The organism is Streptomyces sp. AJS327, assembly GCF_013450295.1.
GTDB lineage: Bacteria > Actinomycetota > Actinomycetes > Streptomycetales > Streptomycetaceae > Streptomyces.
This window is the reverse complement of record NZ_SKBR01000001.1, coordinates 1,834,822-1,854,920: the sequence shown is the minus strand read 5'-3', so window position 1 is coordinate 1,854,920 and position 20,099 is coordinate 1,834,822. Positions and strand designations below refer to the sequence as shown.

At 72.5% G+C, this 20,099-nt stretch carries 16 protein-coding genes; 2 read left to right on the top strand and 14 right to left on the bottom strand.

All coding sequences use genetic code 11. The annotated features are described in order from the left end of the window. Position 1: 1 nt before the first annotated feature. On the bottom strand, positions 2–1,591 hold the full coding sequence (locus E0L36_RS07295) for a TROVE domain-containing protein (protein WP_180927985.1): 1,590 nt from the start codon (positions 1,589–1,591) through the stop codon (positions 2–4). Between the two features lie 537 nt (positions 1,592–2,128). Continuing rightward, positions 2,129–3,940: a BCCT family transporter gene (locus E0L36_RS07290; protein WP_308416661.1), complete on the bottom strand. Its 1,812-nt coding sequence runs from the start codon at positions 3,938–3,940 to the stop codon at positions 2,129–2,131. Positions 3,941–4,259: 319 nt separating this feature from the next. Here E0L36_RS07290 and E0L36_RS07285 point away from each other — a divergent pair, with 319 nt between their 5' ends. Continuing rightward, entirely contained in the window at positions 4,260–5,186 is a 927-nt protein-coding gene (locus E0L36_RS07285; RefSeq protein ID WP_180928663.1) for a 5'-3' exonuclease, read from the top strand. Positions 5,187–5,277: 91 nt separating this feature from the next. Further along, the gene (locus tag E0L36_RS07280) at positions 5,278–6,183 is read left to right on the top strand and encodes a siderophore-interacting protein (protein WP_180928662.1); all 906 of its coding nucleotides are present in this window, start codon (positions 5,278–5,280) and stop codon (positions 6,181–6,183) included. Here E0L36_RS07280 and E0L36_RS07275 read toward each other — a convergent pair. The 12 genes from E0L36_RS07275 to E0L36_RS07220 form a co-directional block, all read right to left on the bottom strand. After that, complete coding sequence (locus E0L36_RS07275; RefSeq protein WP_308416660.1) at positions 6,137–7,267, bottom strand: phosphatidylinositol-specific phospholipase C1-like protein; 1,131 nt, start codon at positions 7,265–7,267, stop codon at positions 6,137–6,139. The genes E0L36_RS07280 and E0L36_RS07275 overlap by 47 nt on opposite strands. A 233-nt stretch (positions 7,268–7,500) precedes the next feature. Beyond that, positions 7,501–10,311 (bottom strand): RNA helicase, encoded by a 2,811-nt coding sequence (locus E0L36_RS07270; RefSeq protein ID WP_180927983.1) that lies wholly within the window; start codon positions 10,309–10,311, stop codon positions 7,501–7,503. 144 nt (positions 10,312–10,455) lie between these two features. Continuing rightward, positions 10,456–11,382: a diacylglycerol kinase gene (locus E0L36_RS07265; RefSeq protein WP_180927982.1), complete on the bottom strand. Its 927-nt coding sequence runs from the start codon at positions 11,380–11,382 to the stop codon at positions 10,456–10,458. Between the two features lie 18 nt (positions 11,383–11,400). Further along, positions 11,401–12,375 carry a twin-arginine translocase subunit TatC gene (gene tatC, locus E0L36_RS07260; protein ID WP_180927981.1) on the bottom strand — a complete coding sequence of 325 codons (975 nt, stop codon included), beginning with the start codon at positions 12,373–12,375 and terminating at the stop codon, positions 11,401–11,403. Positions 12,376–12,422: 47 nt separating this feature from the next. Next, a complete protein-coding gene (gene tatA, locus E0L36_RS07255) occupies positions 12,423–12,725 on the bottom strand; it encodes a Sec-independent protein translocase subunit TatA (protein WP_180927980.1) in 303 nt (100 codons plus the stop codon). A gap of 193 nt (positions 12,726–12,918) precedes the next feature. Then, entirely contained in the window at positions 12,919–13,149 is a 231-nt protein-coding gene (locus E0L36_RS07250; RefSeq protein WP_180927979.1) for a hypothetical protein, read from the bottom strand. A 107-nt stretch (positions 13,150–13,256) separates the two neighbouring features. Next, on the bottom strand, positions 13,257–14,219 hold the full coding sequence (locus tag E0L36_RS07245) for a YafY family protein (RefSeq protein ID WP_180927978.1): 963 nt from the start codon (positions 14,217–14,219) through the stop codon (positions 13,257–13,259). Between the two features lie 10 nt (positions 14,220–14,229). Then, on the bottom strand, positions 14,230–15,228 hold the full coding sequence (locus tag E0L36_RS07240) for a YafY family protein (protein WP_180927977.1): 999 nt from the start codon (positions 15,226–15,228) through the stop codon (positions 14,230–14,232). Between the two features lie 225 nt (positions 15,229–15,453). Then, a complete protein-coding gene (locus tag E0L36_RS07235; RefSeq protein ID WP_180927976.1) occupies positions 15,454–15,858 on the bottom strand; it encodes an FKBP-type peptidyl-prolyl cis-trans isomerase in 405 nt (134 codons plus the stop codon). A gap of 101 nt (positions 15,859–15,959) precedes the next feature. Beyond that, on the bottom strand, positions 15,960–17,006 hold the full coding sequence (locus E0L36_RS07230; RefSeq protein WP_180927975.1) for an FKBP-type peptidyl-prolyl cis-trans isomerase: 1,047 nt from the start codon (positions 17,004–17,006) through the stop codon (positions 15,960–15,962). A gap of 120 nt (positions 17,007–17,126) precedes the next feature. Beyond that, positions 17,127–18,488 (bottom strand): Pup--protein ligase, encoded by a 1,362-nt coding sequence (gene pafA / locus E0L36_RS07225; RefSeq protein ID WP_180927974.1) that lies wholly within the window; start codon positions 18,486–18,488, stop codon positions 17,127–17,129. A 9-nt stretch (positions 18,489–18,497) separates the two neighbouring features. Further along, the gene (locus tag E0L36_RS07220; protein WP_180927973.1) at positions 18,498–19,769 is read right to left on the bottom strand and encodes an MFS transporter; all 1,272 of its coding nucleotides are present in this window, start codon (positions 19,767–19,769) and stop codon (positions 18,498–18,500) included. Positions 19,770–20,099: the final 330 nt, after the last annotated feature.

The following is a 20,099-nucleotide window of genomic DNA, read 5'->3' as shown; positions in this document are numbered from 1 at the left end:
GTCAGGCGCCGGACTCCCACGGCCAGCGTCCGGCCTTCCCCTCGGAGAGCAGCCGCACCATGGTGAAGAGCTTGTCCGAGAAGCCGCCGATCTCGAACCGGTCGGGCTGCCGCGGGTCGATCGAGGTGGGGCCGTAGCCGGTGGTGTTGACGCCGATCAGCGGCGTCCCGCGCGGCACGGTCTCCGAGACGGACTGCGTACGGCCCGACGGGAAGCCCGAACGCGCCGCGAAGGCCTGCATGTCCGAGATCACCACGACCCGGTCGTGCCCGGCGTAGCAGGCGCGGATCGCGTCGGCGGTGCGGGTGCCGTAGCCGACCTCCCCGATCCGGTCGCAGAACGCCTCGATGTCGCGCAGCACCGAGCCGCCCGGGGCCAGCGGCTGCCGGAACCAGCTGTCCGCGAAGCCGTACAGGTCGACCGCGCCGCTCCGGCGGGCCAGGACCGCCGCGAACAGCGCCGCCACGTCCGCGTGCCGCACCGTGGACCGGGCGGACAGTGTGCCCAGCATCGAGCCCGAGACGTCCGCGAGGACGAGCGTGCGGCCCGGCAGCCGGGGCACGTTGGCGGTGGAGGCGTTCAGCGCCCGCTCCAGCGCCGGAGCCCAGCGCGGTGAGGGCGCCGCCCGGTAGGCGGAGAGGAACCGGAGGGGGAACTGCCGGGACCGGGCGATCTCCTCCGGGTCGCCCAGCCGGTCGATGACCAGCTGGGCCGCCTCGTCGCTCACCCCGGCCTGGTCGAAGTTCCGCAGGTTCCGCAGCTGCGCCATGAGGCCCATCGACGGCAGCACCGCCTCCCACGCCTCCGCGTCCATCGGCCCCTGGAGCCACCCGGCGAGCGCCTCCCAGGTCATCCCGGCCCGCCGCAGCCGCTCGGCGGCGTCCGGCGCGCGCAGCAGCTCGCGACGCCGCTCCACCGGCAGCGCGCTCAGCTCGTCGCGCGCCCGCACGGTGGCCGGACGGGCCGGGTCGGTGGCCGTGTCCGGCCGGGAGTGACGCCGGTCCAGGGCGTGCCGGAACAGCGCGCCCTGCCAGGGCTTGGCCGGGTCCGGCGCGGGGTGGACCAGCTCCAGCACGTCGGCGAAGCGGAAGACCCGGTTCGGGGCGTCGTACTTCAGCAGCGCCCGCTCGGTGTAGAGGCGGCGGACCGCGTCGGCGAGGCCGCGCTTGACGGGCTTGGGGACGGCCCGGCCGTAGTGCGCCACCCAGTAGGCGAGCAGCTCGCCCGGCTCGTCGGCGCGCTGGCACGCGGCGTCGACGACCTGCCGGGTCAGCCCGTGCGCGCCCGCCTCCCGCCGCGCGTACGCGGTCTCGGCCGCGGCGACCAGGGCGGCCGTCCGCATCTGGGCCTCGCCACGGAGCCAGGCCACGAAGCGGCCGGTCCAGTCGCCGTCCTCCACCGCGACGGTGCGCACCAGGCGCGAGAAGCGGTCGTCGCGGTCCCCCGCCGTCTCGTAGAAGGTGCGCTCACCGACCATGTTCACCACGGCGAGCAGCACGAGTTCGGTCTTGGCGCCCCGCGCGTACCCCTTTCCGCCCGCGTGGGTGACGGTCAGCGCGTTGCGTGCGGGAATGGTGTTGAACTTTCCCATGACTCCCCCGAGTTCGTCTTTCCGGGGGACACGTACCGGCCCGCCGCGGGACGGGACACCGGCCCGCTGGCCGGTGCCGAGGGCGGGCGGCCGACACCTCCCGCCCTCCCCCCCGTCACGACCCGGCGGGCGGTGCGCGGGCGGGTCCGCCGCCGCGCGTGGGGCTGCGGGGAGCCGCCGCCACGCCGGGTCGCTAGCGTGCCGGACGTGCCTCCCGAGTTCTTCCCTGGCGACGGTGTCCCACCGTCCGGAAATCTCCGGACGGCGCGCGGATTCGAACCGTGAAGAGCCAGAAGTAACCGTCGCTCGCGCACCGGGAGGTGCGTCCGTTCACGTCGTCGAGCGTACGGAGCGGGTGTTGTCCGCGTCACCCGTATTTCCGTCCGCGCATTCCCGCGAACGGTACACACGGTCCTCGCGCACGGTGCGCCCCGCCCGCGCGGGCCCACGCGAAAGCCCCGCGCCAGCGCCCGGAGGGGGCACCGGCGCGGGGCTTCGCACCGCTGGGCGGGCGGAGTTCCGCGCGTGTGGCGGGACTCAGCCGCCGGTTCCGGCGGGCGTCCCCGAACCGGAGTCAGAACCGGAATCGGAACCGGAGTCAGCACCGGAGCCGGAACCGCGTCCGGTGGCCCGGCCCGCCGCCTGCTTCGCGGCCTCCCGGGGGTCCTTCTCCAGGGTGCCCTTCTCCAGGCCCTCCTCGATCGCGGCGACCGTCTCGTCGATCAGCTGGTCCTGCCGCTCGCGCTCCTGTGCCTCCAGCGCCGCGCGCCGCTCGGCGTAGAAGGCGCGGAGGGTGGCGGCGCACATCCCGATCATCACGATGCTGAAGGGGAAGGCGATGATGATCGCCGTCGTCTTCAGGGTGTTGAGCGAGGCGTCCCCGGTACCCGAGGCGAGCAGCAGCGCGGCCGCCGCGGCGCCCTCCAGAACGGACCAGAAGACCCGGCTCCAGACCGGCGGGTTCGGGTCGCCGCCGGACGAGAGCATGTCCACGACGTACGAACCGGAGTCCGAGGAGGTGACGAAGAACAGCACGATCAGCAGGATCGCCATACCGGCCACGAAGGTGCCGCCGGGCATCGTGTCCAGCAGCTGGAACAGCGCCCCGTCCGGGCTGACAGCGCCCTCCGAGTCCTTGAAGTCCTGCTCCCCGTTCCGGGCCTCGTCGAGGCCCGAGCCGCCGAGGGCCGCGAACCAGAAGAAGGTCAGCAGGGTGGGCACCAGCATGACGCCGCAGACGAACTCGCGCACCGTGCGGCCGCGCGAGATGCGCGCGATGAAGACGCCGACGAAGGGCGCCCAGGAGATCCACCAGCCCCAGTAGAAGACGGTCCAGCCGTTGACCCAGCTGGTGCCCTCCTCACCGGAGGCGGCGCCGGTGTCGAAGGACAGGCTCACGACGCTCTGCAGGTAGGCGCCGGTGTCCTGCACGAAGCCGTTGAAGATGAACAGCGTCGGGCCGGCGATCACCACGAAGAGCAGCAGCAGCCCGGCGAGGCCCATGTTGATGTTCGACAGCCACTTGATGCCCTTGCCGACGCCACTGACCACCGAGAACGTGGCCAGCGCGGTGATACCGGCGATCAGGACGACCAGCAGCGTCTTGCTGCTGGGGTCGTCTACCCAGTTCAGGAAGCCCATCCCGCTGGCCACCTGTTTGACGCCCAGGCCCAGGGAGGTGGCGACACCGAAGACGGTCCCGACGACCGCGATGGTGTCGATGACGTCTCCCCAGAGGCCCTTCACCTTGTCGCCGAAGAGCGGCTCCAGCGCCCAGCGGATGGAGACCGGGCGGCCCTTGCGGTGCACCGCGTAGGCGACGGCGAGGCCGACGACCACGTAGATCGCCCACGGGTGGATGCCCCAGTGCAGGAACGTCTGCACCATGGCGAACTCGGCGCGCTCGGCCTCGCCCTCACCCACGCCCGGCTTCGGGCCGTGGAAGAAGGACATCGGCTCGGCGACGCCCCAGAAGACCAGCCCGATGCCCATTCCGGCGGCGAACAGCATGGCCAGCCAGGAGCCGGTGCTGAACTCGGGCTTCTCGTGGTCCTTGCCGAGTTTGATGTTGCCGAACCGGCCCAGGCCCACCCAGAGCACGAAGATCACGAAGAGCGAGACGATCGCCATGTAGAACCAGCTGAGGTTCCCGACGATCTCCGCCTGGACCTTCTCCACGCCCTCGGCGGCGGTGTCCTGCCAGATGACGGCGAAGAGCACGAAGCCCAGGATGATCAGCCCGGACGGAACGAAGACCCGTGGCTCGACCGAGGCCCACAGCCCCGCCAGACCCCTGGGCGGGGGCGTTCGTCCGTCAGTCGGCGGATTCGCCTTTGGTTGCGCAGCCACGCATTCAGTCCTTCGCTTGTCGGGGTCACGGACATACCGGGCCTCTCAACCCGGCCTGGCCAGTCCGCCTGCCCGGCCATCCGGAAATCATTCATCACAAAATCATCACCAGACGACAACGGTGACCGAGACCTCTCCGGCGCCAACCAGCCACCCTTGTACCGGAGTTGAGCAGCACCCGGGGATCCGGCGGGCCCGGCGCCCACCCCCGCACGGAGCGGGCAGCACCCCGCCACAGCCCGGACGTCCCGGGCCGCGCGCCGGTGTCGGCGCGGTGCGCCATCATCGGGACGTGACTTCGACAACACGCGGCGGCCTGATGCTGCTGGACACCGCCTCCCTCTACTTCCGCGCCCACTTCGGCGTCCCCGAGTCCGTCCGGAGCCCGGACGGCACCCCGGTGAACGCCGTGCGCGGTCTGCTCGACTTCCTCGCCCGCCTGATCGCCGACCACCACCCCGCCGCGCTGGTGGCCTGCATGGACGCCGACTGGCGGCCCCGCTGGCGGGTCGACCTCATCCCCAGCTACAAGGCGCACCGGGTGGCCGAGGACGCCGCGGACCCCGCCGCCGGGCCGGACGCGGAGCAGGTGCCGGACACCCTCGCCCCGCAGGTCCCGGTGATCGAGCGGGTGCTGGACGCGGTCGGGATCGTCCGGCTGGGCGCCGAGGGCTTCGAGGCGGACGACGTGATCGGCACCCTCGCCACCCGCGCCAGCGAGCCGGTGGACATCGTCACCGGCGACCGCGACCTGCTCCAACTGGTGGACGACGCGCGGCGGGTGCGGGTCCTGTACCCGATCCGGGGGGTCGGGCAGCTCGCCGTCTACGACACGGAGGCGGTGCGCGCCAAGTACGGGGTGGACGGCCCCGGGTACGCCGACCTCGCCATCCTGCGCGGCGACCCGAGCGACGGCCTGCCCGGAGTGCCCGGTGTCGGCGAGAAGACGGCGGCGAAGCTGCTTGACGCCTGGGGGGACCTGGACGGCGTGCTGGCCGCCGCCGAGGACCCCGGCTCCGCGCTCACGAAGACCCAGCGCGCCCGGCTGACCGAGGCCCGCCCCTATCTGGGCGCGGCGCGCGAGGTGGTGCGGGTGGTCCGCGACCTGCCCCTCCCGGACGTCGACGCCGCACTGCCCGCGAGCCCACGCGACCCGGCCGCGCTCGCGGAGCTGGACGCCCGCTGGGGCCTGGGGGGATCCCTGCGGCGGCTCAGCTCCGCGCTGGGGCACGACCCCGCCAGCTGAGCGGGCGGCGTGCTAGGTTAGGAGCGTTAGGTTAGGCACACCTAACTTCGACTATCCGATGCCGAGTTCGCCGTTCCCCCGGGAGGCCACGATGGCGCAGCAGCCCACCCGCCGGACCGCCCAGCAGCACCACGGTGTGGTGCTGCGCACCGAGCGGCTCACCCCGCACCTCATACGGATCGTGCTCGGCGGCCCGGGGCTCGCGGACTTCCCCGACGGGGAGTACACCGACCGCTACGTCAAGCTGCTCTTCCCTCCAGCCGGCGTCGTGTACCCGGAGCCCTTCGACATCGCCCAGGTCCGCGCCGAGTACCCCCGCGACCAGTGGCCGGCCACCCGCACCTACACCGTGCGGGCCTGGGACCCGGCCTCGCGGGAACTCACCCTCGACGTGGTGGTCCACGGCACCCAGGGACTGGCGGGTCCCTGGGCGCTGCGGGCCACCCCCGGCGAGGAGGTCCGCCTCCTCGGACCCGGCGGGGCCTACGCCCCCGACCCGGACGCCGACTGGCACCTCCTCGCCGGAGACGAGAGCGCGCTGCCCGCCATCGCCGCCGCCCTGGAGCGGATGCCGCACGGCGTGCCGGTCCACGCGCTGATCGAGGTGGCCGGGCCCGAGGAGGAGCTGCCCCTCGCCACCCCGCCCGGCGTCCGGGTGCGGTGGCTGCACCGCGCGGACACCCGCGTCGGCACGCGCCTCCGCGCCGAGGTCCACGCGCTGGACTTCCCCGCCGGGCGGCCGCACGCCTTCGTCCACGGCGAGGCGGGATGGGTCAAGGACCTCCGCCGCCATCTGCGGCTGGACCGCGGCGTACCGCGCGCCGCGCTCTCCGTCTCCGGCTACTGGCGGCTGGGCAGCGACGAGGACGGCTGGCAGGCGTCGAAGCGGGAGTGGAACGAGCGGGTGGAGGCGGAGCAGGAGCGGCCCTCCCCGGAACACTCGGCGGCGGTCACGGCTCCAGCCGACGGTCCGGGCAGTCCGGCGCCGGCAGGGTGACGGTGTTGCAGCGGACCACCCCGCCGCCGGGCAGCTCCGCCACGTAGTCACTGCCATGGCGGGCCGCCAGCCCCGGCACCGGGAAGTCCGTGCTCACCATCTGGGCGCCGGAGTCCAGCGCGTTCCGCAGCATCGCCGTGTCCCCGCTGGACGCCTGGTCCAGCGGCACGTCCGAGCGGGTGCGGACGAAGTAGCCCCGGGACACCAGGTCCTGGATGACCGCCTTGTTCCCGCCGGTCGGATCGTTGACCTTCATGAACGCGGCGTCCGCGCGCCCCGGTTCGGAGTCGGTGAACAGCACCCGGCCCTGGAGGCTCTCCCTGCCACCGGCCCGGTAGGCGTCCTGGATCACCGGGTCGTCGTTGTCCATCAGGAACATCACCTGGCCTCGGGTGGCGGCGACCCGCGGCCAGCCGTGTCGCAGCACCGACTCCTCCAGCGTGCCGCCCTTCCGCCGGACGTCATCGGGGGTGAGCAGCGCCTCCTCGGGGAAGACCGCGCGGATCTCCCGGTCCAGCGCGTCCAGCGTCGCCGTGTCCCACGGCGGGCTCTTCGCCCCGCCGCGCGCCTCCAGACGCGGGTCGGTCCGCTTCAGCTCCAGCAGGACCGGCGCGGTGACGTGCCCCGGCCGCCGCTCCGACCACGTCCTGACCTGCCGCAGACAGCTTCTGAGCGTCACACAGCTGGTGTTGTAGTCGAAGTCGGCCCAGTGCAGCACCTTGAACCCCGGCTTCCGCCACGCCGGATCCCGGAGCGGCGGCAGCCCGGCCTCCCGCCGGATCAGCGGCTTCGCGTAGAGGCCACCCTCCGGGTCGGGGAAGACGTCCAGCTCGATACCGCGGATGCGCTGCCGCTCGTACTGCGTGGGCAGCCCGGCGTGGCTGTAGAGCAGCGTGCGGAAGTTCGGGTCCAGCTTCCCCATCAGCCGCTGCTCGTCGAAGGACACCTCGCGGTGGTAGCTGTTGTGCGTGGCCATCGCCTGGATCTGGTTGAGCCGCAGCGCGCCCGCCGGGTCACCGGGCGAGCCGCGCCGCTCCGGCGGCGTGGCCGAGGACAGCGCCGCGACGGCGGCGAGGGCGAGCACGGCACGGAACGCTCGGCCCAGCCGGTTCCTCACACGGAACGGCCGGGGACGGAACCGGGGACTGACGACGTGTCGGCGCACGGGTACCTCCCGTCCGGGGGCGGATACCCGCACAACATCCCGCCACCCCCGGGAGAGGTCAACGCCGCCCGGCCCACCGGGAGAAGAACTCCCTCCCCCACGCGCCGCACCCGCCCCGACCGCCCTCCGGCTCCGGGAACACCGGGCGCGGATCAGCCGACGCTGGTGTAGGCGACCACCCCGCGCAACATGGCGTCCGTCGCCCGGCGCGCGCTCCGCGCCACGGTGCCGCCCTCCGGCCCGGCCGCCGAGAGCTGTCCCAGCACGTCGATGACCTGCTTACACCAGCGGACGAAGTCCCCGGCGGGCATGTCCGCCTCGCGCAGCACCGCGTCCAGCCCGTGCCCCTCCGCCCAGCGGTAGGCCGCCCAGGCGAAGCCGAGGTCCGGCTCGCGCTGGCCGACGCCCTCCGCCTGGTGGATGCCGTGCCGCTCCTCCAGCGCCTCCAGCCGCCCCCAGATCCGCACCATCTCGTTGAGCGCGGTGTGCGCCCGGCCGTTCGGGAGCTTGGGCGGCAGCGCCTCGTCCGCCGAACGCGACTCGAAAACCAACGCCGAGACGCAGGCGGCGAGTTCGGCGGGCGGCAGGCCCTCCCAGACACCCTCGCGCAGGCACTCGGAGGCCAGCAGATCCAGCTCGCCGTAGAGCCGGGCCAGCACCCGACCGTCCTCGGTGACCTGGTCGCCGCTCAGGTAGCCGAGGTCGGACAGCAGGGCGTAGACGCGGTCGAAGGTGCGCGCGATGGTGTTCGTACGCCCCTCGATCCGGCGCTCCAGCTGCCGGGTGTCCCGCCGGAGCCGCTGGTAGCGCTCCGCCCACCGGGCGTGGTCCTCCCGCTCGTCGCACCCGTGGCAGGGGTGCCGCCGGATCTCCTCGCGCAGCCGCACGATCCGCTCGTCGTCCGCGGCGGCCGAGCGCTCCTTGCGGTGCCTCGGCGGCGTCAGGTGCCCCGCCCGGGTGCGCAGCGCCGACGCCAGATCGCGCCGGGACTGCGGGCTGCGCGCGTTGAACGTCTTCGGGATCCGCATCCGGTCCAGCGGCTCCACCGGCACCGGGAAGTCGATCGCCCCGAGTCGCTTCACCTGCCGCTGCGCGGTGAGCACCAGCGGCCGCGGCCCCTCCGGGAAGGACTCCGCGCCGCGCGGGTGACCGCCCCGGCCGCCACCCAGCCCCGGGTCGAGAACCAGGGCGAGCCCGGCGAACTTCCCCGTCGGCACGTGGATGACGTCCCCGGGGCGCAGCTGCTCCAGCGCGGTCGCCGCCCGCGCCCTGCGCTGCGCCTGCCCCTGCTTGGCCAGCTCCGTCTCACGGTCCTTGAGGTCACGGCGCAGCCGTGAGTACTCCTCGAAGTCGCCGAGGTGGCAGGTCATGGCGGCGCGGTAGCCCTCCAGGCCCTCCTCGTTCTTCCGCACCTGCCGCGAGATGCCGACCACCGAGCGGTCCGCCTGGAACTGGGCGAACGAGGTCTCCAGCAGCTCCCGGGAACGGTGCCGCCCGAACTGCGCGACCAGGTTGACCGCCATGTTGTACGACGGCTTGAAGGAGGAGCGCAGGGGGTAGGTGCGGGCCCCGGCCAGACCCGCCAGCGCGCCCGGGTCCATACCGCGCTGCCACAGCACCACGGCGTGCCCCTCGACGTCGATGCCGCGCCGCCCGGCCCGACCGGTGAGCTGGGTGAACTCCCCCGGGGTGATGTCCGCGTGCTGCTCGCCGTTCCACTTGACGAGCTTCTCCAGCACCACCGAGCGAGCGGGCATGTTGATCCCCAGCGCCAGGGTCTCGGTAGCGAAGACCGCCTTGACCAGTCCGGCGACGAACAGCTCCTCGACGACCTCCTTGAAGGTCGGCAGCATCCCCGCGTGGTGCGCGGCGACCCCCCGTTCCAGCCCCTCCAGCCACTCGAAGTAGCCGAGCACGTGCAGGTCCTCGTCCGGGATCTCGGCGGTACGGCGCTCCACGACCTCCCGCACCCGGGCACGGGCCGCGTTGTCGTTCAGCCGCACCCCGGCCGCCAGGCACTGCTGCACGGCCGCCTCGCAGCCGACCCGGCTAAAGATGAACGTGATCGCCGGGAGCAGGCCCTCGGCGTCCAGCCGGTCGATGACCTCGGGGCGGCCCGGGGTCCACACCCGCGTGCGCTGCCGCCGCTCGCGCTCCCGGTCGGCCTCCCGCCGGGCCCCGCGCCTGCGGTCGCGTGGGCGGCCCCCTCCGCGCGCGCTGTTCTCCATCCGGGCCATCCGCACGAGATCCGGGTTGACCTCGCGCTTGTCGCCCTTCTCCTCGTACAGGTCGTAGAGCCGCCGCCCGGCGAGCACGTGCTGCCAGAGCGGTACCGGACGGTGTTCCGAGACGATCACCTGGGTGTCGCCCCGGACGGTGTCCAGCCAGTCCCCGAACTCCTCGGCGTTGGAGACGGTGGCCGAGAGGGAGACGAGGGTGACGGACTCGGGGAGGTGGATGATGACCTCCTCCCAGACCGCGCCCCGGAACCGGTCGGAGAGGTAGTGCACCTCGTCCATCACCACGTGACCCAGGCCGTCCAGCGCGGGAGAGCCCGCGTAGAGCATGTTCCGCAGCACCTCAGTCGTCATGACGACCACCGGTGCCCCGGCGTTCACGCTGTTGTCGCCGGTCAGCAGGCCCACTCTGGAGGCGCCGTAGCGCCGGGAGAGGTCCGCGAACTTCTGGTTCGACAGCGCCTTGATCGGGGTGGTGTAGAAGCACTTACGGCCCTGGGTGAGGGCCAGGTGCACGGCGAACTCGCCGACGATCGTCTTTCCGGAGCCGGTCGGAGCCGCGACCAGCACCCCCTTCCCGGCTTCGAGGGCTTGGCACGCGTCGATCTGGAAGGCGTCCAGTTCGAAGTCGTACAGATCGCGGAACGGGGCGAGCGCGGTGGCCTCGTCGGCGGCGCGCCGCATCGCCGCCGAGTACCGCTGTGCGGGAGACAGGTCCTCGGTCATCGTGCTGTCGAGCCTACCGGCCACCCCCGACACCGCTCACGATCTTTACCGGGTCACGGCCCGCACCGCCCGGCGGCCCGTTCACCCACCGTGACCGGCGGCTCGCTCGGGGCCTGCCCCCGGGCCGCGCCCGGCGGCCCCGGCTCAGGCTCCGTCCGGCTCCCGGGGCCCTGAGGTCAGCAGCCGCACCGCGCCGGGCACCGTCTCGGCCGTCAGCGGCAGCGGTCCCAGGGGTTCACCGTCCGCGTAACCGGTGACCGGCCCACCGGGTGGTGCGATCTCCAGCCGGACCCGCCGCGCCCGGTAGGTCGAGACGACGGGGTGGCTGAGGTGGGTGCCCTTGTAGACCCGGGGAAAGACCCGCAGCAGCGTGGCCCGGCTGCACCGGCCCACCACGGTCAGGTCGAAGAGCCCGTCATCCATCAGCGCGTCGGAGCAGATGCGCATCCCGCCGCCGTAGGAGCTGCCGTTACCGACCGCGACGAGCGTCGCCTCGGTCTCCAGGGGCGGCCCGTCGTCCAGCGTGATGCGGTACGGGATGGGGCGGAAGGCGGCCAGCTCGGCGAGCATCGCGAGGTCGTACTTGAGCCTCCCGCTGGGCCACCGCATCCGGTTGCCCCGGTCGTTGACCCGGGAGTCGAAGCCCGAGGCCAGCACCGAGCCGAACCATCGCTCCCCGGCCCGCCCCAGGTCGAGGGGCCGGTGGTGGCCCGCCTTCAGCGCCTCCGCCACCAGCCTGGCCGCCCCGGCCGGTTCGCGGATCGGCAGGCCCGTGGCCCGGGCGATGTCGTTCCCGGTGCCGACGGCGACGATCCCGAGCGGGATGTCGGTGCCCGCGACGGCCTGGAGAGCGAGGGAGACCATCCCGTCGCCGCCCACGGCGACCAGGGCCCCGGTGCCCGCGGCGACGGCCTCCCGCGCCCGGCACAGGGCGTCCTCGGCGCCGTCGCCGACGACGGTGCGCACGGCGAAGCCCGCGTGCCGCAGCGCGGAGGCGGCGGGCTGCGCCGCGTGCGCGCCCCGGCCACGACCTGCGGAAGGATTGACGAATAGTGTGATCTCGCTGGTCACGGGGCGGAGACTACCGGCTCAGGTGGCGTCGCCGTAGCCGTTCCGGCGATCCGGTCCGGACCCGTCCGGGCCGTCGCCGTTGTCGGAGAGCGGACGCGGTCCCGGGATGCCGTCACTCGTCGAGATCGACTCCGGCTGGTGGTCCAGCGGCGCGGCTTCGTCGTCGTCCAGCCCGGAGTACGGGTTGTTCCGCCGCCGCCTACGGTCGTTGAACAGGGAGATGCCGACCGCGGCGAAGTACAGCAGCACGATGGGCGCGGCCAGCGCGAGCATGGTCAACGGGTCGCCGGTGGGGGTGGCGACGGCCGAGAAGACGGTGATGCACAGGACCATCGCCCGCCACCAGCCGAGCAGCCGCTTCCCGGTGACGACGCCGCCGAGGTTCAGCATCACCAGCAGCAGCGGCAGCTCGAAGGCGAGCCCGAAGACGATCACCAGGCGGGTGACGATGTCCAGGAAGTTGTCGAGCGGGATCAGGTTCCCGGTGCCCTCCGGGCTGAAGTCCAGCAGCGTCTTCGCCGCCATCGGCAGCACCAGGTAGGCGAGGTAGGCGCCCGCGAGGAAGAGCGGCACTCCGGTGCCGACGAACATCCGCGCGTACTTCTTCTCGTGCTGGTGCAGGCCGGGGGCGAGGAAGCCCCACAGCTGCCACAGCCAGATCGGCGACGCGAGCACCACACCGGTCGTGAGGGCGACCTTCAGCATGATGGTGAAGGGCGCGATCAGGCCGTTGATGGTGATCTCGGCGCAGGTCTCCCCCTCCTTCGCCGTCTGGCCGAAACCCTCGGTGCACCCGACGGACTCCCGGACGGGATCGGTGAGGAAGTCGGCGATCTGCTGGTAGTAGAACATCGCCACGATGGTGACGACGAGGATCGCCAGCACCGACTTCATCAGGCGGTTGCGCAGCTCCCGTAGATGGTCAGCCAGAGGCATCCGCCCCTCGGGATCCCTCCGCTGCTGCTTACCCTGTTTACGGGCGGACTTGAGCAACTCTTTTCCCGGATGTCAGAAGGGTCGGTTCGGTGGGGAGGAGCGGATCAGCTCCGCTTCGGCTCCTGTGTCTCACCCACCGGACGCGCGTCGCTGACCTCACCGGGGGCCGCCTGGATGGTCCGCGGAGCCGAGGAGGAGTCGGCCGAGTTGCCCGAGCCGCCCGCCTCGGAGCCACCGCTGCCGCCGCCGTCGCCACCGTCCTTCTTCATCTGCTTGGCCTCGCTCTTGAGGATGCGAGCGGACTTGCCAAGCGAACGCGCCATGTCAGGAAGCTTCTTGGCGCCGAACAGCAGCAGGATGACCAGGATGATCAGAACGATCTCCAGGGGCTTCAGATTGCCGATCATGTGCCACTACCTTCTCGCCGGGGCGGCGTGTTCCTTGCCTGCCGTATGAATCGGACGGGCTGCGTCAAGGGCCGTACTGCGAGCGATCGTAACCCCGGGGAGGTAACGCTCGGCAATCCCTGGGCATACGGCGAATGGCGCCCGCGCAGCATCCCCGAGCGTACCGCGCGGGCGCGTCGCGCAGCAGGGTGCGTCAACCGGGGTTTTCGCCGTCCTCACGGGGCCCGCCGGCCGTGCGCCCGGCGCGGCCGGCCAGCGGCGCCGCCGCCCGCTCCAGGTTCTCCGCCGCGCGCGCGATGCGCTCCGAGCTGTCCCCCACCGCGCGCGAGAAGCGCCGCACCTCCAGCCCGACCCGTACGGCGAGCACACCGAGCACCGCGATTCCGGCGAAGGCGAGGGAGAGGAAGAACATCGGCCAGAGCATGCGCCGAGCCTACCGTCCGCCACCCGGCCCGCCCGGGGGCGGACCAGGCCGCCACGGCACGGCCGGGCGCCCGCCGGACGCGGGGGCGGCGCGCGCGAGTCCGGGCATCAGCCGCCGTACGCGGCGAGGGCCTCCCGGGCCGCCTCCCGGGCGCTCGCGGCCAGCTCCACCGGCTTCGCTATCCGGCCCTCCGGCCCGAGCCGCAGCGCCAGGCGGCGCAGCGAGGCCGGATCGGGCGCGCGGAGCGTGATCCGCAGACCGCCGTCCGGCAGCTCCTCGGCCCTGTCGTGCGGGTAGTACTCGGCGACCCACCGGCCGCCGGGGCCCACCTCCACGACCACCTCGGGGTCCTCGGCGGCGGGCTGCACCAGCCCGGCGCTCAGGTCCCGCGGTTCGACGGGAGGCGGGTCGGAGGCCACGTCGAGCAGCCGGATCTCGGCGACCCGGTCGAGCCGGAAAGTACGGCGGTCCTCCGAGAGACGGCACCACGCCTCCAGGTAGGTGTGGCCGACGGCGAACATCCGGATCGGGTCGACCTCCCGCTCGGTCAGCTCGTCCCGCGCGGGCGAGTAGTACCGGAGCCACAGACGGCGCCGCTCGGTGATGGCGCGGTCCACGTCCGCGAACACGCCGCCCTCGGCCTCGAAGGTCACCGACAGCCGGGAGCTGGCGCCAGCGCTCTCCCCCGCCGCCGCCTCCAGTTTCGCCACCGCCCGTTGCAGCGCCTCCCGATCGCCCTCCCGCAATCCGGGCAGTGTGGCCACGGCGCGTGCCGCCACCAGCAGGGCGGTGGCCTCGTCCGCCGCGAGGCGCAGCGGCGTCGCGGTGTCGCTGCCCAGCGCCTCGGCGTTGCGCCACCAGATGTGCTCACCGTCGGTATCGATCTCCAGGAGGTCGCCGCCCCGGAAGCTGGTGCCGCACAGCGGCAGCACGTCGAGGTCGGAGATCAGCTGGTCGACGGTGATCCCGAAGGCCCGCGCGACCTCCTCGACGCGGGCGCCCGGACGGTCCCGCAGGTAGGTGACCAGCGACAGCATGCGGCGGGTCTGGTCGATGGCGTTCGCTGGCATCTGCCGTCCCTCATCCCTCGGCGACGGCGCGCAGCCGGCCGACCACGTCCGCCCGCAACTCGGCGGGCTCCAGCACGATCACGTCGGCGCCGAACTCCACCAGCCAGGCGTCCAGTCCGTGGCCGTAGGGGATCTCCAGCTCCTCCCAGCCGCCGTCCAGCTCGCGCACCGCGGTGGCCCGGGCCCGTAGCGGATACCCGGCCCCGGCGCGCAGCCGGATGCGGGCGCTGCGCGTCGCGCTCTCGCCCGACCAGCGCTCCACGACCTGGCGGATGGTCACCTGGTCGGGAACCGGCGCGGTGAAGGCGCCCGCGCGGGAGCGCACCCGGCCGGTGATCCGGGAGAGCCGGAACACCCGCTCGGCGCCCCGGTCCCGGTCGAACCCGGCCAGATACCAGTGCCCACGCCAGCACTCCAGCGCCCACGGCTCCACCTGGCGCCGCTCGGCGGTGACGGCGTTCGTCTTGCGGTAGTCGAAGATCACCGGACGGCGGTCCCGGCAGGCGAGCATCAGGGGTTCGAAGGCGGCCTCCCGGGCCGGGATGTGCGGCTCCAGGCTGGACAGCCGCAGCCGCTCCGCGTGTTCGGCGCCGTCCTCGGCCTCCGGCATGCCGCCCGCGGCGTGCAGTTTCTGGAGGGCTCCGCTGGCCGCCGAGGCCAGCCGCGCCTGCTGCCAGACCCGCGCCGCGGCGTCCAGCGCCGCCGCCTCGGCGGCGTCCAGCGTGATCGGGGGGAGCCGGTTGCTGTCCCGGCGGGCGAGGTACCCGGCCTCGCCGTCCAGGTTCTCCACCGTGTCGATGACGAGCCCGAGTTCGCGCAGGTCGTCCTTGTCCCGCTCGAACATGCGGCTGAACGCGTCGTCCCCACCGGCCGCCGGTGGCCCGCCGGGCCCGAACGCCTCGACGTACGCCTCGATCGAGGACCGCAGTTCGCGTTTGGTGAGCGCGCGCCGGGCCCCCAACAGGCACAGCGCCAGACTCATCAGCCGCTCGGCCTTGGCAATCGCCATGGGTCCCTCGTGCCTCTCTTCTGCCGCCACTCGGGCTGCTGCCCGGCCATGACCGTACCGCCAGCCGACGCCCCGGCAAAAGCCGCTGCTCACGGCACCACACGCGCGGAACCACGGACACACCGCCGCGCCGCGTCCGCCGGGCGAGCGCCCCGCCGTCCGGAGAACGCCGTGGGGCCCCACCGGACGGTGGGGCCCCACGATGTGCGCGTCGACGCTGGCGCGTCAGACGGAGACGAGGTCGCAGACGAAGATCAGGGTCTCGTGCGGCTTGATCCGCCCGCCACCCGCACCCTGCGCGCCGTAGGCCAGGTCGGCGGGGATGGTCAGACGACGGCGCCCGCCCACCCGCATGCCCTGTACGCCCCGGTCCCAGCCCGGGATGACCTGCCCCGCGCCGAGCTGGAACTGCAGGGGCTTGCCACGGTTCCAGCTGGCGTCGAACTCCTCGCCGGTGGAGAAGGAGACGCCCACGTAGTGCACGGAGACGGTGTCGCCGGCCTTCGCCTCGGGCCCCTCCCCCACCCAGAGGTCCTGCACCTCCAGGTCGGACGGCGGCTCGCCCTCGGGAAAGTCGACCTCGGGCTTCTCTCCGCCGGGAAAGCCGGAGGCGGACTTGTCGTTGCTCACGAAATGCTCCTACGGATCAGTCTTCAGCGACCGCGTCAGTTTCGCAGACGGCCGCCGTGGCCTTCCGCCAGCCCCGGGGCGCGGGCGGCCTCCCGGTGGGCTCAGACCTTGTCCACCACGTCGACCACGAAGACCAGGTTCTTCTTGGCCAGCGGGTGCTGCTGACCGGACTGCTGGGCCTGCTTCAGCGCCTCCGGGGAGCCGTAGCCCTCCTTCGGCGGCACGACCAGCAGCACCCGGTCACCGACCTTGCTGCCCGCCAGCGCCTTGTCCCAGCCGCTGATGACGGACTTGGTGCCGACCTGGAAGGCGGTCACCCCGTCCTTGTTCTGCGGCTGCTCCTTCTCGCCCTTCTTCTTCTCCTGCGGCTTCGTCGAGTCGAAGACCTCGCCGTCCTCCCAGGCGACCCCGGTGTACTGGGCGACCAGGCCCTCACCGGGCTTCACCTCGGGGCCGTCACCCTTGATCAGCTTCTGGGAGCGCAGTTTCTTCGGCGGCTTCTCGCCCTTCGGGATGGTGAAGGACGCGGGCTTCTTCTCCCGCACCTCGACCTCGGGCATACCGTCCTCGACGGACTCCTGGTCACCCTTGGCGCTGGCGTCCTTGTCCGTCCGCGTCGAGCTGACGATGTCCATCACCCAGACCATGCCCTGCTTGGGGTCCATGCCCATCTGGGCCGCCTGCGGGCCGAACAGCGTCTGCGCGGTTCCCTCGACCTGGACGCGGCTGCCCGGCTTCTTGCCGACCAGCTCCTTGGTGACCGCGCCGGGCAGCTGGCTCTCCCTGCCGATCTGCTCGACCATCTGGGTGCGCGCCGCGCCCTTCTTCGCGCCCGGGTCGGGCTTCCAGGTATTGATCAGATCCTGGCTGCTCTGACCACCGACCGTCTTGGCGACGATGTCGAGTCGCACGAAGTCGCCCTTGGCGACCTTCGCCTCCTTGCCGGTGGCGGCGCTGAGGGTCTTCGCCACCGTCTTCTTGGGCGGCTTGGCGTCCTTCCCCACGCTCACCTTGGGCTGCTCGCCGGCCTTGCCGGAGACCTTGACCGAGTCCTCCTTGTCGTCCTCGGACCCGCACGCCGCTGTCACCAGCAGCGCGGGAACGGTCAGCGCCACGGCACAGCGGCGCGCAAACTTCTTCGACATCATGTCCAACTCACGCAGTAGGGGGCGGTGACCAACGTCTGCCACCCTACGACCCCACGGGAGCGCCCCCACCCCACACGACACGGCGCTCCCGCGGTACCGCCGGTTCCGGGCCCGCTCCGCTCACATCCCGGCGATCAGCTTCTCGACCCGCTCGTCCACCGAGCGGAACGGGTCCTTGCAGAGCACGGTGCGCTGTGCCTGGTCGTTCAGCTTCAGGTGCACCCAGTCCACGGTGAAGTCCCGGCGCTGTTCCTGCGCCCGCCGGATGAAGTCACCGCGCAGCCGGGCCCGCGTGGTCTGCGGTGGGACCGACTTGCCCTCGAAGATCTTGAGGTCGTTGCACACCCGCTTCGCCCGGCCGCTCCGCTCCAGCAGGTAGTAGAGGCCGCGGCGGCGGTGGATGTCGTGGTAGGCGAGATCTATCTGGGCGATCCGGGGGTGCGACATGGTGAGGTTGTGCTTGCTCCGGTACTGGTCGATGAGCTGGTACTTCATGACCCAGTCGATCTCGGTGTTGACCTTGTCCAGCTCCTGGGTGCGGACGGCCTCCAGGGTCCTGCCCCACAGCTCCAGCACCTGCTCGATCCGGCCGGTGCGGATCCCGCGCCGCTCGCAGAAGTCCAGCGCCTTCTCGTAGTACTCCTGCTGCACCTCCAGCGCCGAGGCCTCCCGGCCGCTGGCCAGCCGCACCTTCCGCTGGCCGGTCACGTCGTGGCTGACCTCACGGATCGCCCGGATGGGGTTCTCCAGCGTGAGGTCGCGCATCACCGTCCCGGCCTCGATCATCCGCAGCACCAGGTCGGTCGCGCCGACCTTGAGCAGGGTCGTCGTCTCGGACATGTTGGAGTCGCCGACGATCACGTGGAGCCTGCGGTAGCGCTCCGCGTCCGCGTGCGGCTCGTCCCGGGTGTTGATGATCGGGCGCGAGCGGGTCGTCGCGGAGCTGACGCCCTCCCAGATGTGCTCGGCCCGCTGGCTCACGCAGTACACCGCGCCCCGGGGAGTCTGGAGGACCTTTCCGGCGCCGCACACCAACTGCCGGGTGACCAGGAACGGGATGAGCACGTCGGCCAGCCGGGAGAACTCCCCGTGCCGCGCGACGAGGTAGTTCTCGTGGCAGCCGTACGAGTTGCCCGCGGAGTCGGTGTTGTTCTTGAAGAGGTAGACGTCCCCCGCGATGCCCTCCTCGTGGAGTCTGCGCTCCGCGTCGACGAGGAGGCCCTCCAGGATGCGTTCGCCTGACTTGTCGTGCGTGACCAGCTCCGTCACGCTGTCGCACTCCGGAGAGGCGTACTCCGGGTGCGACCCCACGTCCAGATAGAGCCGGGCGCCGTTCCGCAGGAAGACGTTGCTGCTGCGGCCCCATGACACGACACGACGGAAGAGGTACCGGGCCACCTCGTCCGGAGACAGCCGCCGCTGACCCCGGAACGTGCAGGTGACACCGTACTCATTCTCCAGCCCGAAGATTCGGCGGTCCATGACTGAACATTACGCCTGATGCCCTGATCTGAAACCGGGTGAGACGACCCCGTTCCGATCATTTTCCAAACCGACGACCGGCTCTGACACACCTTCGGGACCCGAGGGCGGATTCTCCAGAACCGACCGTGACAGCACCAGGACCAGCAGCGCCAGCACACCCCCCACCCCGGCCACCGCGAAGCCCGCCGCGGTGCCACCGGCCTCGATCACCGGCCCCACCACGGCGGTTCCGGCGGCCGCCCCCACCCCGAAGGTCGTCACCAGCCAGGAGAACGCCTCGGTGACCGTGCCGGGCGGGGCGTGCCGGTCCACCACCACGAACGCGCAGGCCAACGCGGGTGCCAGGAACACCCCGGCGAGCCCGGTCAGTAGCGTCATCGGCACCACCCCGGGTACCAGGGCCAGCGGCAGGTACCCCAGCGCGAGCGCCCCCACCAGCAGGCGCAACCGCCGCTCGGCCATCCCGGCCCAGTGCCGGGCCCCGTAGCCGACCCCGCCGAGCAGCGCCCCGAACCCCAGCGCCGAGAGCAGGTAGCTGGAGACCAGCCGGTCGCCCTGCCCCTCCGCGTACGCGACGGCCGCGACCGCGATGGTGCCCAGCGCCAGCCCGACGAAGAAGAAGGCGGCGAGCAGGGCCAGCAGGCCGGCGGAGCGGAGCGCGCCCAGCCAGTGCCCGGCGCGCTCCGCGCTGCGCCAGGCGCGCGAGGGAGGTGACGTGACCACCGAGAGCGCCCCGAGCACCCCCAGCACGTTGATCACCCACAACGCCGCCGCCTCGTCCCCGAGGGCGACCAGGAGCGTCACCATCAACGGGCCGACGGCGAAGATCACCTCCTGGGAGACGGCGTCCAGCGCGTAGGCCCGGTGCACCTGTTCCTCGCGCCCCAGCACGCTGGGCCAGAGCGCGCGCAGTCCGCCCTCCAGCGGCGGTGTGCACAGCCCGGCCACGAGCACCGCGACGCAGGCGAGCGGCACCGGATCGACACCGAGTACCGCGAAGCCGCCCATCCCCAGCGCCGAGAGGACGGCGGCGGGCAGCATCACCCGCGGCTGCCCGTACAGGTCCACCAGCCGCCCCAGCATCGGCTGTCCCACGGCGGTGGCCAGCCCGTAGACCGAGGACAGGATCCCGGCCAGCGTGTACCCACCGCCCTCGGCACGGGTGAACAGCACGATCGCCAACGGCCCCGTGGCGTGCGGCAACCGGCCCACCAACGTGCCGACCAGCAGCCGCGCCGCGTGCCGCGCGCGCAGCAGTCCGGCGTACCCCGTCCCCATCCGTCCACTCCCTCCGTGCGCTGCCCCGGCGACCCCGGCAGCCCTGACGGCCGTGACGGCACGGTGCAGCACCTTCGTGTTACGTATAACCTAGCCGTTATACGTAACACGCGACGTCCGGCAGGTCCACAGCGCGTACCGTCAGGCCGGTCATCGGACCCCGGTGGCGTCCGCCGTTCCACTACCGCGAACGCGGGAGCACCGGGGCCCCGGTACCCCGGAGTCCGGAATCTCCCACCCCGGATCCCGGGGCGCGGGAACGGCGGGAACGGCGGAGGGCGTTGAGCACCCGGGAACCCCGGGAAGGCGCGGCAGCCCCGCGGTTCCCGT

Excerpts from the sequence above, each read along its gene's own strand:
- E0L36_RS07295 (WP_180927985.1), bottom strand. The coding sequence starts at position 1,591 with ATGGGAAAGTTCAACACCATTCCCGCACGCAACGCGCTGACCGTCACC.
- E0L36_RS07285 (WP_180928663.1), top strand. The coding sequence starts at position 4,260 with ATGCTGCTGGACACCGCCTCCCTCTACTTCCGCGCCCACTTCGGCGTC.
- E0L36_RS07280 (WP_180928662.1), top strand. The coding sequence starts at position 5,278 with ATGGCGCAGCAGCCCACCCGCCGGACCGCCCAGCAGCACCACGGTGTG.
- E0L36_RS07270 (WP_180927983.1), bottom strand. The coding sequence starts at position 10,311 with ATGACCGAGGACCTGTCTCCCGCACAGCGGTACTCGGCGGCGATGCGG.
- tatA (WP_180927980.1), bottom strand. The coding sequence starts at position 12,725 with ATGATCGGCAATCTGAAGCCCCTGGAGATCGTTCTGATCATCCTGGTC.
- E0L36_RS07250 (WP_180927979.1), bottom strand. The coding sequence starts at position 13,149 with ATGCTCTGGCCGATGTTCTTCCTCTCCCTCGCCTTCGCCGGAATCGCG.
- E0L36_RS07245 (WP_180927978.1), bottom strand. The coding sequence starts at position 14,219 with ATGCCAGCGAACGCCATCGACCAGACCCGCCGCATGCTGTCGCTGGTC.
- E0L36_RS07240 (WP_180927977.1), bottom strand. The coding sequence starts at position 15,228 with ATGGCGATTGCCAAGGCCGAGCGGCTGATGAGTCTGGCGCTGTGCCTG.
- E0L36_RS07230 (WP_180927975.1), bottom strand. The coding sequence starts at position 17,006 with ATGATGTCGAAGAAGTTTGCGCGCCGCTGTGCCGTGGCGCTGACCGTT.
- pafA (WP_180927974.1), bottom strand. The coding sequence starts at position 18,488 with ATGGACCGCCGAATCTTCGGGCTGGAGAATGAGTACGGTGTCACCTGC.
- E0L36_RS07220 (WP_180927973.1), bottom strand. The coding sequence starts at position 19,769 with ATGGGGACGGGGTACGCCGGACTGCTGCGCGCGCGGCACGCGGCGCGG.